17 protein-coding genes and 1 pseudogene are annotated in these 15,303 nt (G+C 72.2%); 6 read left to right on the top strand and 12 right to left on the bottom strand.

The window, feature by feature from the left end:
• Nucleotides 1-110: 110 nt before the first annotated feature.
• Entirely contained in the window at nucleotides 111-365 is a 255-nt protein-coding gene (locus ACZ4TR_RS37285) for a hypothetical protein (RefSeq protein ID WP_364522517.1), read from the bottom strand.
• 537 nt (nucleotides 366-902) lie between these two features.
• Between ACZ4TR_RS37285 and ACZ4TR_RS37290 the strand changes: the two genes are divergently transcribed.
• On the top strand, nucleotides 903-1,157 hold the full coding sequence (locus ACZ4TR_RS37290) for a DUF397 domain-containing protein (RefSeq protein WP_285482105.1): 255 nt from the start codon (nucleotides 903-905) through the stop codon (nucleotides 1,155-1,157).
• Between the two features lie 111 nt (nucleotides 1,158-1,268).
• On the opposite strand, the gene ACZ4TR_RS37295 is transcribed toward ACZ4TR_RS37290, so the two are convergent.
• The 5 genes from ACZ4TR_RS37295 to ACZ4TR_RS37315 all read right to left on the bottom strand — a co-directional run bounded on the left by ACZ4TR_RS37295 (nucleotide 1,269) and on the right by ACZ4TR_RS37315 (nucleotide 5,699).
• Nucleotides 1,269-1,814 carry a hypothetical protein gene (locus ACZ4TR_RS37295; RefSeq protein WP_465292793.1) on the bottom strand — a complete coding sequence of 182 codons (546 nt, stop codon included), beginning with the start codon at nucleotides 1,812-1,814 and terminating at the stop codon, nucleotides 1,269-1,271.
• Complete coding sequence (locus tag ACZ4TR_RS37300) at nucleotides 1,807-2,949, bottom strand: hypothetical protein (RefSeq protein ID WP_465292795.1); 1,143 nt, start codon at nucleotides 2,947-2,949, stop codon at nucleotides 1,807-1,809. Before ACZ4TR_RS37300 ends, ACZ4TR_RS37295 begins: the two co-directional genes overlap by 8 nt.
• A gap of 13 nt (nucleotides 2,950-2,962) precedes the next feature.
• The gene (locus ACZ4TR_RS37305) at nucleotides 2,963-3,355 is read right to left on the bottom strand and encodes a FixH family protein (protein WP_465292797.1); all 393 of its coding nucleotides are present in this window, start codon (nucleotides 3,353-3,355) and stop codon (nucleotides 2,963-2,965) included.
• Nucleotides 3,352-4,749, bottom strand: a complete 1,398-nt coding sequence (locus ACZ4TR_RS37310; protein WP_465292799.1) for a hypothetical protein — start codon at nucleotides 4,747-4,749, stop codon at nucleotides 3,352-3,354. Before ACZ4TR_RS37310 ends, ACZ4TR_RS37305 begins: the two co-directional genes overlap by 4 nt.
• Before the next feature lie 95 nt (nucleotides 4,750-4,844).
• On the bottom strand, nucleotides 4,845-5,699 hold the full coding sequence (locus tag ACZ4TR_RS37315) for an alpha/beta fold hydrolase (RefSeq protein WP_465292801.1): 855 nt from the start codon (nucleotides 5,697-5,699) through the stop codon (nucleotides 4,845-4,847).
• 53 nt (nucleotides 5,700-5,752) lie between these two features.
• On the opposite strand from ACZ4TR_RS37315, the gene ACZ4TR_RS37320 reads away from it, so the two are divergent.
• The gene (locus ACZ4TR_RS37320) at nucleotides 5,753-6,304 is read left to right on the top strand and encodes a CGNR zinc finger domain-containing protein (protein ID WP_465292802.1); all 552 of its coding nucleotides are present in this window, start codon (nucleotides 5,753-5,755) and stop codon (nucleotides 6,302-6,304) included.
• Nucleotides 6,305-6,332: 28 nt separating this feature from the next.
• Here the strand turns inward: ACZ4TR_RS37320 and ACZ4TR_RS37325 are convergent, their stop codons facing one another.
• From ACZ4TR_RS37325 to ACZ4TR_RS37335, 3 genes are read right to left on the bottom strand one after another with little or no spacing between them, the layout of a single operon-like run.
• A complete protein-coding gene (locus tag ACZ4TR_RS37325) occupies nucleotides 6,333-7,193 on the bottom strand; it encodes an oxygenase MpaB family protein (protein ID WP_465292804.1) in 861 nt (286 codons plus the stop codon).
• Nucleotides 7,193-7,768, bottom strand: coding sequence for a TetR/AcrR family transcriptional regulator (locus tag ACZ4TR_RS37330; RefSeq protein WP_364522531.1), 576 nt, complete (start codon nucleotides 7,766-7,768; stop codon nucleotides 7,193-7,195). The genes ACZ4TR_RS37325 and ACZ4TR_RS37330 overlap by 1 nt, the downstream gene beginning before the upstream one ends.
• Nucleotides 7,735-9,111 carry an amidase gene (locus tag ACZ4TR_RS37335; protein WP_465292806.1) on the bottom strand — a complete coding sequence of 459 codons (1,377 nt, stop codon included), beginning with the start codon at nucleotides 9,109-9,111 and terminating at the stop codon, nucleotides 7,735-7,737. The genes ACZ4TR_RS37330 and ACZ4TR_RS37335 overlap by 34 nt, the downstream gene beginning before the upstream one ends.
• 282 nt (nucleotides 9,112-9,393) lie before the next feature.
• Between ACZ4TR_RS37335 and ACZ4TR_RS37340 the strand changes: the two genes are divergently transcribed.
• Complete coding sequence (locus ACZ4TR_RS37340; protein ID WP_465292808.1) at nucleotides 9,394-10,422, top strand: D-cysteine desulfhydrase family protein; 1,029 nt, start codon at nucleotides 9,394-9,396, stop codon at nucleotides 10,420-10,422.
• A gap of 84 nt (nucleotides 10,423-10,506) precedes the next feature.
• Here ACZ4TR_RS37340 and ACZ4TR_RS37345 read toward each other — a convergent pair.
• Nucleotides 10,507-11,067: pseudogene (locus tag ACZ4TR_RS37345) on the bottom strand (DUF998 domain-containing protein); the annotation flags it as partial.
• Between the two features lie 35 nt (nucleotides 11,068-11,102).
• On the bottom strand, nucleotides 11,103-11,888 hold the full coding sequence (locus tag ACZ4TR_RS37350; protein ID WP_465292810.1) for a protein phosphatase 2C domain-containing protein: 786 nt from the start codon (nucleotides 11,886-11,888) through the stop codon (nucleotides 11,103-11,105).
• Nucleotides 11,889-12,058: 170 nt separating this feature from the next.
• Between ACZ4TR_RS37350 and ACZ4TR_RS37355 the strand changes: the two genes are divergently transcribed.
• Both ACZ4TR_RS37355 and ACZ4TR_RS37360 read left to right on the top strand, forming a co-directional pair.
• A complete protein-coding gene (locus ACZ4TR_RS37355; RefSeq protein WP_284750436.1) occupies nucleotides 12,059-12,268 on the top strand; it encodes a helix-turn-helix domain-containing protein in 210 nt (69 codons plus the stop codon).
• Nucleotides 12,268-12,795: a Clp protease N-terminal domain-containing protein gene (locus ACZ4TR_RS37360; protein ID WP_465292812.1), complete on the top strand. Its 528-nt coding sequence runs from the start codon at nucleotides 12,268-12,270 to the stop codon at nucleotides 12,793-12,795. The genes ACZ4TR_RS37355 and ACZ4TR_RS37360 overlap by 1 nt, the downstream gene beginning before the upstream one ends.
• On the opposite strand, the gene yczE is transcribed toward ACZ4TR_RS37360, so the two are convergent.
• The gene (gene yczE / locus ACZ4TR_RS37365; RefSeq protein ID WP_465292814.1) at nucleotides 12,792-13,439 is read right to left on the bottom strand and encodes a membrane protein YczE; all 648 of its coding nucleotides are present in this window, start codon (nucleotides 13,437-13,439) and stop codon (nucleotides 12,792-12,794) included. The genes ACZ4TR_RS37360 and yczE overlap by 4 nt on opposite strands.
• A gap of 61 nt (nucleotides 13,440-13,500) precedes the next feature.
• Here yczE and yczR point away from each other — a divergent pair, with 61 nt between their 5' ends.
• Nucleotides 13,501-14,949 carry a MocR-like transcription factor YczR gene (gene yczR / locus ACZ4TR_RS37370; RefSeq protein WP_465292816.1) on the top strand — a complete coding sequence of 483 codons (1,449 nt, stop codon included), beginning with the start codon at nucleotides 13,501-13,503 and terminating at the stop codon, nucleotides 14,947-14,949.
• Nucleotides 14,950-15,303 lie beyond the last annotated feature (354 nt).

Genomic DNA, 15,303 nt, shown 5'->3' on the forward strand with positions numbered 1-15,303 from the left:
CGCCTGGGTGAGCCCGAACCTGCATCGGAGGCGACCCGGCGCGGCCCGGAAACGGCGAGAGCCCCGGTCCGCGCAGGGGACCGGGGCTCTCGCCGTGGTGGGACAGCAGTTCAGGCGCGCGAGCCCACCCGGCCGCGCAGGAGCGGGCTCAGGTCGATCGCGGCTTCGAGGGGCCGGGTGGTCCGGACCCCGTCGGAGTGGCGCTGCAGCGGGAGGTCCTGGTCCGTCGCCCACGTCGTCGTCTTGCGCAGGGGCGCCTGGATCAGGCTGAAACCGAAGCGGTTCCTCAGTTCGTTGCCGATTCCGCGGCGGCCGCGGTGTTCTTCTTCCTCGCGGCGCAAGAGCGAGTTCAGCCGGACGGCCATCGTCTACACCCCCAGCTCTCGTCGCGGAGACCGGGCGCGTTCAACGCTGGTCAGTCCGAGACAGGGTTCACACGGCAGGCCGGCCCCGGGGGCCGGCCATTCCAGTTCAGTACGGGAAAACGCTTCCCCGCGCTGGGTTCGGACCAGCTGGCTCGTGATGTCCCGCCCGGAGGCGTGGACCACCCGGCGGGCCTCTCCGGCGGGCCTGCCCATGGCGAGCACGCCCGGTGGCGCGCTGTCCTCGACGATCACGCTGATCCTCCCCCATGAGGTCCTGCGGTGGTGGTTTGGTCGGTCGTCAACCAGTGGCCTGCGTTCGGGGACCGCCCGTCGCAGAAAGGCAGTCATTCACCGACACCAGCGCCCCGGCCGATGCGATTAATCCTACTCCTGGAATAATCTTCATGTCGAGGCCGGACCTAGTTGATCACCCGCTTGGCCGTGTGGCGTACTCCATTGAGACACTGAGTAGCCGGACGCGGGTACTTTCAACCTGGTCCCGGCCGCGCCCCCCATCGATCCACGGAGGTACGACCCATGGCGGATTATCCGTCGTTCGCGGATTACGATCCGAACACGGCCGTGTCCCTGTTCCAAGAGGCTGCCTGGGAGAAGTCCTTCGCCAGCGAGCCCAACGGTGGGAGCTGCGTCGAGGTCAACCTCGGCCGCGAAGGCCTGATCGGCGTCCGCGACACCAAGCTCGCGACCAGCCCCGTCTTCGTGTTCGACACCGCCGAATGGGAAGCGTTCCTGGTCGCCGTGAAGGCCGGGCAGTTCGACCTGCCGGCCTGATCCATCCCCTGCTGCGTCCGAAAAAATGGCGAAGGCCCCCTTCCCCGTCTCTGGTGAAGGAGGCCTTCGCGGCGGCGCGGATACGTCCAGGCCCCGATTGTGAGGGGAATCTCACCCGATCGCCGGAAGCTCACCCCCGCGCAACCGGCTCCGGGTCCGGCGCCAGGCCACCACCACCAGCGCCACGAGCCCGATCAACGGCAGCGTGCTGATCGCCCAGCTCAGGCCCATCGGCGGCCCCGGCTGCTCGAGCACCGGCAGCGCGCGCAGGTCGCCGGTGCCGGACCCGGCCGGGCCGTTGACCGTGAAGTGGAACGTCCACTCGCCCGGCCGAGGCATCGAGCGGACGTCGAGCCCCCACACGTCGAGCTTGCGCGGGTGGCGGACCAGCGGCTGCGTGCGGTTCTTGCCGCCCTCCGGGTTGATCATCGTGAGCGTGCCGGACTTGTCCTCGATCCCGCCGTCGGGGATGAACGTGAAGTCCAGCGACTGCATGGCTTTCAGCGGCCAGGTGCTGAACCCGATCGTCATCCCGTACGGCCCGGCCTGCACGTGCTCGGTGTGCACGATGTTGACCGGCTCGTAGGCGTTCGCCGGCGCCGCGGTGGCGAACAGCAGCCCAGTGACCGCCGCCAGGGCCAGAAGTGCCTTACGCATCAGCGGTTTCCCCCTTCTTCGCGGGCGCCAGCAGGCAGAGCATCCCGCCGAACCGCCACCCGGCGAACCCGCCGAGCAGCCCGAGCAGGCCGCTGAGCACGGCCGTCGTCGTCAGGTACCAGGCCGGCGGCAGGTGCGCGCCGGTGTAGAGCAGGACGCGCTGCAGCGGCAGGCTTAGCCCGATCAGCAGGCCGGCGATCCCGCCCGCGAGCACGGACACGCGGCCCGCGGACCACCCGCGGCGGCGGCCGGCGAAGTACGCCAGCTCCATCAGCGCGGCCACCGGCAGCAGCGCCATCGGCGTCAGCGACGGCATTTCCGGCACCCCGGAGATCGCGTCGCGCATCGGCAGGCCGACGAGGTCCGCGTATGCCTGGGCCGCCCACGGCGAGAACCACCAGAAGACCGCCTGCACGGCCGCGACCATCGCCGCGGTACCGACCGCCCCGCCCGGCCGGCGCAGGAACCCGGCGCCGACCGCGACGAGCAGCACCGCCATCATCGAGCAGCCGATCGAGACGGCGTCGGCGTAGTCGTCCGGCACCTGCTGCAGCCCGAGCGCCAGCACCGGCCCGAACGTGAGCAGCACGGTCAGCGAAGCCAGCGTGCCGATCCGCCCCCAGCGGTGCTCCCGCGCCGCGGCGAACACCGCGGTCGTGCCGATCAGCGACACCGTGATCGACAGCAGCAGCCCGATGTGCGGCGGCGAGTCGATGACCGCGTCGAAGCCGTAGAGCCCGTGCCACCACTGGTCCCACAGGCCGTACAGCAGGAACGTCGCCGCGCCGACGCCGGAGACGAGATAACCCAGCGGTGCCGCGAACGTCCGGCCGAACACGTTGACGACGCGGCCGCCGACCCGCGGGTCGACCGGGCGGCCCGCGCGGCGCGCCGCCGTCGTCAGCAGCACGACGGCGAGGCTCGCCAGGCCGACGACCGCGCTGCCCGCGTACAGGAACAGGTGCGGCAGCGTGAAGAACGTGTCCGGCCCGACATCGCTGTGCCACTGGATGTCCCAGGTCAGCCCGACCAGTGACAGCAGTGACCCCCCGAGCACGACGTTCGCGGGCAGCAAGCCCGTTCGCGCCTGTTTCGCGACCGACGTGGTGCGCACGCCGGATGCGGTGAGATCCATCCCCCGACCCTTTCTACTTGACCAGCAACGGAAAAACGACTTGGGCGGGCCCGCCGGGGCCGCGCAGGGACACGGTGATCTCCCACTGCCCGGACATCGGCAGCGCGACTCCCGTGGCGCGGAACCGGCCGGAGCTTTCCGCCACGGCGAGCACCGGGGCGAACGCGTGTCCCATCTGCGCCATGACCGGTTCGACCAGGACGCTGTCGGGCGCGGGCCCGGTCACCGCGACCGCGAACGAGTTGCCGCCGATGCGGGGCGCGTCCGCGGAGAACTGGACGGTGTACGGCCCGGAAACCGCCTGCTGCGTGGTGGCTTTCGCGGCGCCGGCGGGCCAGAGCAGCCAGGTGACGCCGGCCACGACGATCAGCGCGACGACGGCGATCAGCACCTTGGGGCGGTTCATCGGCCGGCTCCTGTCGTCGGGACGTCGACCACGGCGGGGATGGTGAGCACGCGGTAGCCGCGTTCGGCCTGCAGCCAGATCCGGTACCGGCCGGGCGTGGCGAAGGTGTAGGTGAAGCTGACGTCCGGCCCGTAGGCGGCGACGGTCTCGTCAGGGCGGTCCGGTTGGCCCGCTACCGGCGGGATCATCGCGTGGACGTGTGCCCACGTCGGTGCCTTCGCGGCGTCGGTGCCCGGTGGCCCGGTGATGGGCCCGGCGACGATCAGGTGGCCCAGCATGCCCAGCCACGGCTGGAGGTCCTGGGTCTTGAAGTGCGCGGTGATCGTGGTCGGCGTGCCGGGGGTGATCGTGAGGTCGACCGGCGTGCCCTCGACCGTCCGCGGTCCGGCGCCGGCCGGTTCGGGGGCGGGCGCGGCCGTGCCTGTCAAGTCCACAGTGGACCGGACGAGCTGGACCCCGCCACCGCGCCGGACGAGCTCCGCGGCGACGGTGTACGTGCCCGCTTCCGGATCGGCCACGTCGACGCGGTAGCCGCCGGGGCCGACGCGCACCGGGTGCAGGTGGCTCATCCGGCCGGACGGCGACACCAGCACCAGGTGCACGAGTGCGTTGTCGTGGATCAGCAGGTCGTCGACCGGGCGGCCGGTGGCGCCGTCGGTGAGGTGCAGCGTCAGTCCGCCGCGCTCGGCCTGGACCGCCAGGTTCACCGGTGGCCGCGAGTAGTCCACTGTGGACAGCTGTGCGTTGGCGTACGGGTCGGTGACGTTGTCGTACGTCGGGTCGAGCTGGCTGCCGGGCGCGGGCGGCGGGGGAGTGCTCGCCGACAGCAGCGCGCCGGTGACCGCGACGGCGATCGCGGCGACCGCGCCGCCGGCCGGGACCAGCGCGAACGCGGTCCGCCGCGCTCGGATGCCGACCACCAAGGCGAGTAGCAGGAACACGCCCGCGGCGACGAACCCGCCGTAGGTCGCCTTCTCCCACGGCGGCACCACCCGCGCGGGCACGATGAACGGGATGGTCGCGGTGGTCCCGCTGCCGTCGTCCAGCGACAGTTCCCACGGCCCCGGCTTGCCGACTTGGAGATTTCCCGCGTACACGCCCGGTTCGGTGCCGAGCACGACGTCACCGCGCGAAGTGACGACGCCGTCGGCCGCGACGGCCAGGTGCAGCGTGCCGGGCGCGGTGCCCTGGTGCGTCACGACGTCGACCCGCAACGGCGACGGCGTGACGTCGACCCGGCGGATGATCACGGTCAGCTCGCGTGCGCCGAGCGTCTGCGCGATCTGGATGTCGCTGCCGGACGGCGCGCCGTCGGCGTGTGCGGTCCCGCCGGCCAGTGCGATCCCCAGCACGGCGAGCAGCATCAGCAACGCGGCTTTCGATTTGGTCCCCATCGTGGAGCGAACTTATCGGCGGTGGACCGTGCCGGGCGTCACGGCGCGGGGGGAACTCCGGTCCCCAGTGCGGGGGACCGGAGCCCCCGGGGATCTCAGGGGTGCAGGAACTTCCGCAGGTGGGCGACGACTTCCGTGGGCTGTTCCTCGGGCAGGAAGTGGCCGCACTCGTCGAGCGCGACCCCGGTGACGTCACTGGCGTACTCCTGCCAGATCTCGAGCGTGGGGAGGGTGCCGAGGAGGCCGTTCGCGCCCCAGAGCGCCAGAAGCGGCTGGGTGACGCGCTTTCCGGCTTCGTAGTCGGCGTCGTCGAGCTCGGCGTCGTCCGGAAAGGAGGCTCGGTAGTCGTCGAAACCGGCGCGGAGGGCGCCGGGCTGGGAGAAGGCGCGGACGTACTCGGCGACGGCGTCCGGGTCGAGGGTGTGGCGCTGGTAGGTCCAGCGTTCGTAGAAGTAGCCGAGGTAGGCGGCGATGTTCTGCCCGGCGAGCAGCTCCGGGAGGTCGGGCTGGAGGTGGAAGAGCCAGTGCCAGTAGGCCTGCGCGGTGCCGGTCTCGAGGCGTTGCCACATCGCGCGGGTCGGGGCGATGTCGAGGACGGCGAGGCGGTCGACCTGGTCCGGGCGGTCGAGGGCCCAGCGGTGGGCGACGCGGCCGCCGCGGTCGTGCCCGGCGACGGCGGTCCGCTCGAAGCCGAGGTGCTCGGCGAGGGCGGCGACGTCGGCGGCCATCGTGCGCTTGTCGTAGCCGGTCCGGGGCTTGTCGCTGCGGCCGTAGCCGCGCAGGTCGGGGGCGATGACGGTGTGCGTCTCGGCGAGCGGCTCGAGGACCCGGTGCCAGCAGTGCGACGTCTGCGGCCAGCCGTGGAGGAGGAACAACGGCGGGCCCTCGCCGGCCCTGACGTAGTGCATCCGGATGCCGTTGACCGTGGCCATGCTTTCTAACCTGTTCATACGGTTAGAAGATAGCGGCCACTCTAACCGTTCGCAACGGTTAGAGTGTGGACATGGAGTGGGCTTTCGACGGCGGACGGCCGTGCCTCGACCTGGTCAACACGCTGCGCTCCCGGTACGCCGAGGGCGTCGAGATGCTGACCGGGCCCGACGCGCTGGCGGAGTGGCTCTCGCTCGCGGGCTTCACGACGGGCCCGGTGCCGGTGACGGCCGGGAACGTCCTGGCGGCGAAGGCGTTGCGGGAAGCGATCGACCGGGTGCTGCTCGCGGACGGCTTGCCGGACGAGATGGACGTCGACCTGGTGAACAAGGCGGCGGCCGCGGCGGCCGCGCCCCCGCCGCGGCTGGTCGTGGCGGACGGTCGCCTGCGCCGCGAGGTCCCGGCGCCGAAGGACCCGGTGGCGGTGGCGTTCGCGGCACTGGCGGCGGACGCGATCGACCTGGCGGCGAGCGACGCGGAGGTCCGCATCTGCGCGGCGGACGACTGCGGGGTCCGGTTCTGCGACGCGTCGCCGCGGCGGAACCGTCAGTGGTGCTCGATGTCCCGCTGCGGCAACCGCGCCAAGGCCCGCGCCCACTACGCCCGGGTCAGCGGTCGTGAGTGAGAAACAGGGTTGGAACACTGTTTCTCACTCACGACATCCTGCCGGGCCCGTTGCCGCCGATCAGGCGTTGGTAGACCTTCGGGTGGGCGCGGAGCCAGACGTTGAGCTTGCCGATCCACCGCATGTGCGCGGTCCGCAGCCCGGCCGGGATCGGTGTCGCGAGAAGCCTTACCGTGCGGGCGAAACGCAGGAACCGGCGTTGGTCCCGAAGAGTCCACTGTAGACCGAGGCGGTCGCGAAGTACCGGTGGCAGAGTCGCCCGGAGCAGGAACAGCTGGGTCCGGGAGTGCCACCGCCACCACGAGTCGGGCAGCCACCGCACCGGCTTGCGCACCGTCCGGATCGTCTCGAAGAGCTGGTCGATCGTCGGATTCCCGGTGAACCCGGCCACCATCTCGTCGTAGTAGCGCTCGAACGACGTCCAGTCCGGCGGCAGGTCGCGCTCCCGCACGCCGAGCAGGCGTCCGACGTCGCACATCTGCGCGTAGTACTCCTCAAGCTCTACATCGGACAGCAGTCGGCCGAAGAAGCGTTGCGCGTCAACGGGAGCCTTCACCAGAGTCGCGTGTACCCAGGCATAGGCCTCGGGGTTCAACGCGCTGTAACGCCGTCCGTCCAGCGAGCCCGTGAACGAACGGTGCAAGGCCCGCAACCGCGCGGCTTCCACCCGCGCACCCGCGACCCCGCCGTAGACGTAGATCGACAGCGACGCGCCCGTGCGCATCAGCCGCGTCCAGGGATCGGACGTGTAGCCGGAATGATCGCGCACACCCGCCGCGACGACCGGGTGCGCCACCTGCAGCACCAGCACCTGTCCCGCCAGCAGCCCGTCGCGGAAGTCGCCGAAGTACTTCCACGCCGCCGTGCCGCGGACGATCGGCGGGGCCATCAAGCCCCGCGGAGCAGCATCATCAGCGGTTCGGCGACCGGGGTGTCCGTCTCCCCGGTCGCCAGGCGGCGCAGCTGCAGCCCGGCGATCAGCGCGACGACCGGCCCGGCCAGCCGCCGCGGCTCCGGCACGCCCAGCGCTTCGAGGATTGTCACGGCCAGTTCGTCGTACGCCGCGAAGCAGCGCGAAGAAGCTTCGTGCAGCTCGGGATCGCGGGCGGACTGGAGGTACAGCTCGTGCGCGCCGAGCTCGTCGGCGCCGAACGGCAGCTGCGCGATCACGTGCTCGACGACCGAAGCGGCCTGCTCGACGCTGAGGCCGTCGGCGCGGTAGCCGTCGACGATCGCGCCGAGCTTCGCCGTCTCCTCCGCGGCGAACATCAGCATCGCTTCGCGCAGCAATGCCGTCTGGCTGGCGAAGTGGTAGGTGAGCGTGCCGAGGGACACGCCGGCGGCGGCCACGATCCGGCGGTTCGTCAGCCCGCCGACGCCGTGCTCGCCGACGACCGTCAGCGCGCCGCGCAGGATGGCTTCCCGGGTGCTTACCAGCTTGTCTCGGGATGCCGCTCCGGCCACCGTTCGACCTCTTCCAGTTGCGCGGCGAGCGAAACCAGCCGCTCCTCGGCGTGCGAGGGGCCGAGCAGCTGCGCTCCCAGCGGCAGCCCGCCGTCCGTCAGCCCGGCGGGCACGTTGACCCCCGGCCAGCCCAGCACGTTCCACGGCCAAGCGTACGGGCAGGCGGCGATCATGGCCTGATCGGTCTCCCAGCCGGACAGCCCGTCGAACGTGCCGATCGGCGGCGGCGGGGTCGCGGTCGTCGGGGTCAGCAGGACGTCGACGCGGCCGAAGACCGAGCCGATCCGGCGGTGCAGTCCCGGCTCCAGCGCCCGCGCGAGCCGCAGCGCGGGCCCGGCCAGCAGCCGTCCGTGGCCGGCGTTGCTGCGGGTGCGCGGGTCGAGCCCGGTGCGGTCGGGTACGCGCAGCGTCCAGTCGCGGACGCCGGTGAGCGAGCGCGGCAGGAACGTCAGGCCGATCAAGCCGTAGTCCGGCTCGACCTCGACGATCTCGTGGCCCAGCCCGGCGAGCGACTCGGCGAGCCGGCGCACGGCGGCTTCGACGACCGGGTCGAGCCGGGTCTTGGTGGCGGTGAACGGAATCCGCGTCGACAGCCCGATCCGCAGCCGGCCCGGTTCGCGGGTCGCGGCGGTCCGGAACGTGCGGCCGGTGGCGGCGGTGACGTCCAGCAGCAGGGCGGCGTCTTCGACGGTGCGGGCGAGCGGGCCGAGCACGGTCAGGCCGTGGAACAGCTCGCCGTCGGTCGGGATCCGGCCGCGCTGGGTCTTGATGCCGACGAGCCCGGTCCACGCGGCCGGGATGCGCACCGAGCCGGCGCCGTCGGACCCGAGCGCGGCCGCGATGACCCCCGACGCCACCGCGGCCGCGCTCCCGCCCGAAGAACCCCCGGGGGTGTGGCCGGGGTGCCACGGGTTGCGCGTCACGCCGAAGGCCGGGCCCTCGGTGAACGGCCATTGGCCCAGCTCGGGGGTGTTCGTCTTGCCGATGATGACCGCGCCGGCCTCCCGCAGCAGCGCGACGGCGGGCGCGTCGGTGGTGGCGCACGGGAACTCGCCGGCGCAGCCGAACGACGTGGGCAGGCCGGTGAGGTCGACGTCGTCCTTGATCGCCACGGGCACGCCGAGCAGGGGTTTCCGGTCGCCGGCCCCGAGCCGCTCGTCCGCCTCGGCCGCTTCGGCGAGTGCCGCGTCGTCGCGCAGGTGCCGGAAGGCGTTGAGGGTGGGCTGGCTCGCGTGCGCGCGCCCGAGCGCGGTCGCGGTGAGCTCGGCGGAGGTGACTTCGCCCGCGGCGAGCTGTGCGGCCTGCGCAGCGAGACCGGTGAAGTCCAGGCTCGTGGCTGTCATGGCGGCCCCCGGAAGGTTCTCGTTCGTTCGAACGAACGTTACCGGATACCGGCGGTCTCCGGCTACTCCCGAGCGCCCCAATGTGGCGTTGGTTGCGTCCCACGCACCGAACGCCACATTGGGTGCGTCTGACGCACCGAACGCCACATTGGGTGCGTCTGACGCACCGAACGCCACATTGGGTGCGTCTGACGCACCGAACGCCACATTGGGTGCGTCTGACGCACCGAACGCCACATTGGGGCGCTCTAGAGTGGGGGGACAGCCGAGCCTGGAGGGCCGATGACGTTCGACTTCGCCGGATTTCCCGACGCCGCTCTTGCCGCGATCCCCCGCGTGGACCTCGGTGGCTGGCCGACGCCGCTGCACGAGGCGCCGCGGCTCGGCGAAGCCCTCGGCCTGCGGAACCTCTGGCTGAAACGCGACGACGTCCACCCGCTCGGCGCCGGCGGCAACAAGCTCCGCAAGCTCGAGTTCCACCTCGGCGCGGCCCGGGAAGCCGGCGCGGACACCGTGATCACGTTCGGCGCGCTCCAGACCAACCACGGCCGCCAGACCGCCGCCGCGTGCGCGAAGCTCGGCCTGCGCTGCGAACTCGTTCTCACCGCGAAGGTCCCTCGCGACGGCGAAGCGTACGAACGCGGCGGCAACATCCCGCTCGACAAGCTCTTCGGCGCGACCGTCCACGTCTGCGCGGACGGCGAAGAGACCGGCCGCACCTACGACCGGCTCGTCGCCGAAGCCACCGCCGAAGGCCGGAAGGTCGCCACGGTTCCGGTCGGCGGCTCCAACGACCTCGGCGCCCTCGGGTACGTCCGCGCCACGTATGAACTCGCGAAGCAGCTGGAAGAACGCGGGGTGGAGCGCGCCCACCTCGTCATCCCGCACGCCAGTGGCGGCACGGCGGCCGGGGTGGTGCTGGCCACCGCGCTGCTCGGGAACCTCGGCGTCGGCATCGCCTGCGTCAGCCACCCGCTCGACGAGGCCACCGAGAACCTGCGTGACCTCGTCGACGGCGCGGCGAAGCTGCTCGGCGTCGAACCGCCGCCGCTCACGCACACGAAGATGAGCGACTCCACCCTCGGCCCCGGCTACGGCATCCCGACCGACGCGGTCTGGAACGCGCTACGGCTTTTCGGCCGCACCGAGGGCGTTGTGCTCGATCCGGTTTACACCGGCAAGGTGGCCGCCGCGCTGGTCGAATGGGCGGGCCACTTCGCCCCCGACGACCACGTGGTGTTCCTGCACACCGGCGGGATGCCCGGCCTGTACGGCTACGCGCCCGAATTCGCCGAGGCCGTCGAAGGCTGACTCGAGCCGGGTCGCGACCCGCAGCAGCGTGCACAGCAGCACGACGTCGGCGAGCAGCAGCCCCCGCTGTGTGACCCCGATCGGGAACGCGTCCGAGATCTCGCGGAACGGCCCGATTTCGGCTTCGCTCAGCCGCACCAGCACGAAGCTGATCGCGAACAGCCCGAACGCGACCGCGGTCAGCCGGATCGCCCGTACGACGGCGGCGCGCTCCGGCCGTCCCCGCAACGTTTCCAGCAGCGAGATCGCCGCGCCGGGCAGGCTCAGGAACGCGACCAGGCACGCGTAGAGGTGGATCTCGCCGCTCACCGGGTCGGGCGCCTCCGGGTAGCTCGCCGGGAACACCGCGGCCGCGGCCATCCCGAGCGACCAGAGCGCGAGCAGCACCCGGGTCGTCCGTGACAGCGGCACACCGGCGGCGTGCAGCGCGCCGAGCACCGCCAGCGAACCGATGGCCAGCGACAGCACGCTCGCCGCGAGCATCCCTTCGCCCCGGTCGGTCACGGTGTAGCTCGACAGCGTGTCGTACACCGGGTCGTGCGAGCTGATGATGTGCAGCACCACGGCCGTGAACAGCCCCCAGCCGATCGCGCCCAGTGCCACGAGCCGCCACGGTCTCGTGCGCTTCCCCTGTTCCGTCCCCATGCTCTCCAGGTTCTCGGAGAACGGGACGGTCGTGATCAGGGAAGACCCTGAATTCCCCCGGATGCGAAGTCGATCAGTACCAGGGCCTGGTCGTCGTGGCGCTTCGGACGCGGCCAGCGTTCGCCGTCCGGGTCCTGCTTCTCCGCGGTCCGGACGGCGTCCAGCACGGCGTCCGGACCGTCGGCGCGGGTGATCGCGAGGACCTCGCGCCAGTCGAACAGCTCGTACTGGTCGACGCCGATCGAGACGCCGTCACTGGCGAGCAGCACGGCGTCGACGTCGGCCCGCGGCCAGCTGCGGCGGACCGCGTGGGCGGCCGCGCCCGGATCGGCTTCGGCGACCCAGAAACCGTCGTGGGCGTTGCGCCGGCGCCGGACGTCCGCGCCGGTCTGGAGCATCCCGCGCCGCCGCAGCCGGGTGAGCCGGTCGTCGGAGACGACGTCGACGCCGAAGCCGCCGAAGCCGACGACCGGGCTGTCGGCCAGCACCAGCGCTTCCACGCGCTCTTCGAGCCACCGCACCGCCGCGACCGTGCTCGACGGCGACTGCTGCGGCCGCAGGGCGTTCTCCGCCGTCACGACGGCGATCGCGCTGGTCAGGAGGTCCGTCAGGTCGGCTTCGGGTGCCGCGCGGAGGTCGTCGGCGAGGCGGCGGGCGAGCCGTTCGGCGTACCAGCCGCCCGGCGGTTGCGAGGGGTCCGACGAGGTGGCGCCGTCGAGGACGAACACGGCGTTGTCCAGCACGACGACGTGGTCTTCGGTCGGGCGGGGGTGGCCGTCGGCGCCCACCCCGGCCCGCTCGGCGATCACGATCTCGGGCATCACCCGACTGTACGTCGCCGGTCCGCGGTCTTCGCGCCGAGAACGCTGCCGAGGAGCGCAGTGAATGACTCATTCACTGCGTCGGATGCCAGGAATGAGTCATTCACTGCATCGCAGCGAGCTGTCAACTCAGGTTGACACGGCTCCGATGTCAACGTAGGTTGACAGGCATGACGGAAGCGACAGACCTGGCCGCCCGGGCCGGCGACCGCGATCCCCGGGTGGGACTGCGTGCGGTCGCCGCGCTCCGGCGGCTGGTGGAACAACTGGAGGCCGTGCAGGTCCGCAGCGCGCGGATCAACGGCTGGTCGTGGCAGGAGATCGCCGCCGAGCTGGGGGTCAGCCGGCAGGCCGTGCACAAGAAGTACGGGAGGCACTGATGTTCGAACGGTTCACGGCGGACGCGCGGATGGCGGTCGTCGAAGCGCAGATCGTGGCGCGGGAGTCCGGTTCGGTGGAGATCCGGCCGGTGCACCTGCTGGCCGGCCTGGTCAAGACCGACGTCCCCCTGCTCGCCGAGCTGGGTATCTCCGCGGAGGACGTCGCCGCCGAGCTGGCGCGCACCCGGCGCCGCGGCGGGGTCAGTGAGGCCGACGCCGAAGCGCTCACCGAGTTCGGCATCGACGTCGAGCAGATCGTCGAACGCATCGAGCAGACCCACGGCGAAGGGGCGCTCGCCGGCCGGCTCGGGCCGGTCAAGCGCGGGCACATCCCGTTCACGTCGCAGTCGAAGAAGACCTTGGAGCTGAGCCTCAAGGAGGCCGTCCGGCTGGGGGACAAGCACCTCGGGCAGGAGCACATCCTGCTGGCGCTGGCCCAGCAGCGCGACACCGACGACGTGCTCGCCCGGCGCGGTGCCGACTACCCGACGCTGCGCCGGGCGGTGCAGCAGCGCAAGGCCGGCTAGCGGCCCTGCTCCTGCTCTTCGGCGGCGCGGTCGCGCCAGGTGGTCAGCGGCAGCAGGATCTGGGTGAGCGGCCCGATGGCCAGTGCGTAGAGCACGGTGCCGATCCCGACGGTGCCGCCGAGCAGGAAGCCGACGGCGACCACGGTGACCTCGATGCCGGTGCGCACCAGCCGGACCGACCAGCCGGTGCGTCCCGCCAGCCCGGTCATCAGGCCGTCGCGGGGACCGGGGCCGAGCCGCGCGCCGACGTAGGTGGCGGTCGCGACGCCGTTGAGCGCCACCCCGCCGGCCAGCAGCGCGATCTGCCACCCCAGGTCGTGCTGGTCGGGGAGCACGGCCCGCACGGCGTCGACCATGACCGAGACGACCACGACGTTCGCGATGGTGCCGATCCCGGGCCGCTGGCGCAGCGGGACCCACAGCAGGAGCACGACCACGGAGATCAGCCCGGTGACCGTGCCGAACGTCAGGCCGGTGTGTTTCAGGACGCCTTCGGCCAGCACGCTCCACGGCTCGAGACCGAGGCCGGCGCGGGTCACGAAGGCGACGCTGGTGCCGTAGAGGGCGAGGCCCCCGAACAGCTGGACACTGCGGCGGACGGGGTCGCGGGAGATCCGGACGGGCCGGAGATCGATCTGAGCCACCTCTCCACTATCAGGGCAAAGTGGTCTTGTAAACCATGGCCACTTCCAGGATATTGGCCTGATGGAATCCGTCATCCCGGTAGGTGGACGCATCTCCGGTCCTCGATTGGCCACCTTGCTGGGCTCCTGGCGGCAAGGCGGGTCCCGGCAGGGGTCGGCCGATCTGGCCGCCGCCATCGAGCTGCAGGTGCTGGACGGCCAGCTCCCGCTCGGCACCCGGCTGCCCGCCGAGCGCGAGCTGGCCGACGCGCTCGGCGCCAGCCGGACGCTGATCGGCGCGGCCCTGGACCGGTTGCGGGAGAACGGGTTCGTCGCGAGCCGCCGCGGCGCGGGGTCGTGGATCGCCGCGCCCGGCCGGCGTCGCCGCGGCCCGCTCGCCCCGGTGGGGGAGGGCTCGATCGACTTCACCCACGCGTCCTCGCCAGCCATCCCGGGCACGGCCGCGGCGGTCGACGCGGCCCGCGTCCGGCTCGCCGACCACCTGGGCGACCACGGCTACCAGGAACGCGGCCTGCTCGGCCTGCGGGAGAAGATCGCCCGGCGGTACACCGAACGCGGGCTGCCGACGACGCCCGCGCAGGTGATGGTCACCAACGGCGCGCACCACGCGTTCGTCCTGGTCCTGCGGATGCTTTCGGGCCCCGGCGACCGCGTGCTCGTCGAGCAGCCGACGTACCCGAACGCGCTGGAGGCGATCCGCGCCGCGCACGCGATCCCGGTGCCGGTGGCGCTCGACCCGGCCGGGCTGCGCGGCTGGGACATCGCGGGCATCGACGCGGCGTTGCGCCAGGCGAACCCGCGCTTCGCCTACCTGGTCGTCGACTTCCAGAACCCGACCGGCCTGCGCCTGGACGCCGAAGGCCGCGAACGGCTCGGCGCGGTGCTGGCCCGCGCCCGGACCCCGGTCGTCGTCGACGAGACGCTCGTCGAGCTGGACCTGGAAGGCGACCCGCTCGACGGGCCGCCGCCGCTGGCCACCTTCGCCGGCGACCTGGCGATCTGCGTCGGCTCGGCGTCGAAGACGCACTGGGGCGGGCTGCGGCTCGGCTGGATCCGCGCGTCGGAGGACCTGCTCGGCCGGCTGGTTTCGGCGCGCTACGCGGTCGATCTCGGGTCGCCGGTGTTCGAGCAGATCGTGCTGACCGAGCTGCTGGCCGACGAAGCCGCGCTGGCCCACCGGCGCGAGGAGCTGCGCGGCTACCGCGACGCCCTGGCCGGCGCGGTGCACCGGTACCTGCCGGAGTGGACCTTCACGCTGCCGAAGGGTGGCCTGTCGCTGTGGTGCCGGATGCCGGAGCCGGTGAGCTCGCGGCTGGCGGTGGCCGCGGCGAGCCACGGGGTCCAGGTGGCGCCCGGCTCCCGCTTCGGCGTCCACGGCGGCCTCGAGCGCTGGATCCGGCTGCCGTTTTCCCTGCCGCCGGACAAGATCGACGAGGCGGTCCGGCGGCTGAGCGCCGCGGCGGCGTCGGTCAGCGGCACCCCGGCCTCACTGGACGCGCCGATCGCCTGAACGAACCGGTGCGCTGGATGCGAGCCTGCTCCCAGGGATGGGCGGCGTTCGTGAGCATCCAGCGCACCGGTTCGGTGTGCACACCCCCGTTCGCGGACGTGACCCCGCTCGCGGGTAACCGCTGGCTTCCCGGCACAGCCCCTCGACGTGCCGGGAAGCCCGCGGTTCAGATGCGCTCTCGGTACTGCGAGATCTCGCTCGGCGCGGTGAGCGAAAACTCCCGGAGCACACCCGGTGTGGGTCCCGGGGGGGGGGGGGGGGGGGGAGGGCGGGGAAGGGGGGCGAACCGGGCGGGGGGGGGTGGGGGGGTGGGAAGAAGGGGGGTTTTGATGGGATTACGCCCCCGGGGTACGT

It is taken from the genome of Amycolatopsis sp. NPDC028719 (assembly GCF_055565395.1).

Bases quoted from the DNA above. Each gene is read 5' to 3' on its own strand.
- ACZ4TR_RS37300 (WP_465292795.1), bottom strand. From the start codon at position 2,949: ATGGATCTCACCGCATCCGGCGTGCGCACCACGTCGGTCGCGAAACAG.
- ACZ4TR_RS37350 (WP_465292810.1), bottom strand. From the start codon at position 11,888: ATGCCCGAGATCGTGATCGCCGAGCGGGCCGGGGTGGGCGCCGACGGC.
- ACZ4TR_RS37325 (WP_465292804.1), bottom strand. From the start codon at position 7,193: ATGGCCCCGCCGATCGTCCGCGGCACGGCGGCGTGGAAGTACTTCGGC.
- ACZ4TR_RS37285 (WP_364522517.1), bottom strand. From the start codon at position 365: ATGGCCGTCCGGCTGAACTCGCTCTTGCGCCGCGAGGAAGAAGAACAC.
- ACZ4TR_RS37310 (WP_465292799.1), bottom strand. From the start codon at position 4,749: ATGGGGACCAAATCGAAAGCCGCGTTGCTGATGCTGCTCGCCGTGCTG.
- ACZ4TR_RS37305 (WP_465292797.1), bottom strand. From the start codon at position 3,355: ATGAACCGCCCCAAGGTGCTGATCGCCGTCGTCGCGCTGATCGTCGTG.
- ACZ4TR_RS37355 (WP_284750436.1), top strand. From the start codon at position 12,059: ATGACGGAAGCGACAGACCTGGCCGCCCGGGCCGGCGACCGCGATCCC.
- ACZ4TR_RS37315 (WP_465292801.1), bottom strand. From the start codon at position 5,699: ATGAACAGGTTAGAAAGCATGGCCACGGTCAACGGCATCCGGATGCAC.
- ACZ4TR_RS37320 (WP_465292802.1), top strand. From the start codon at position 5,753: ATGGAGTGGGCTTTCGACGGCGGACGGCCGTGCCTCGACCTGGTCAAC.
- ACZ4TR_RS37340 (WP_465292808.1), top strand. From the start codon at position 9,394: ATGACGTTCGACTTCGCCGGATTTCCCGACGCCGCTCTTGCCGCGATC.
- ACZ4TR_RS37290 (WP_285482105.1), top strand. From the start codon at position 903: ATGGCGGATTATCCGTCGTTCGCGGATTACGATCCGAACACGGCCGTG.
- ACZ4TR_RS37360 (WP_465292812.1), top strand. From the start codon at position 12,268: ATGTTCGAACGGTTCACGGCGGACGCGCGGATGGCGGTCGTCGAAGCG.
- ACZ4TR_RS37295 (WP_465292793.1), bottom strand. From the start codon at position 1,814: ATGCGTAAGGCACTTCTGGCCCTGGCGGCGGTCACTGGGCTGCTGTTC.
- yczR (WP_465292816.1), top strand. From the start codon at position 13,501: ATGGAATCCGTCATCCCGGTAGGTGGACGCATCTCCGGTCCTCGATTG.
- ACZ4TR_RS37335 (WP_465292806.1), bottom strand. From the start codon at position 9,111: ATGACAGCCACGAGCCTGGACTTCACCGGTCTCGCTGCGCAGGCCGCA.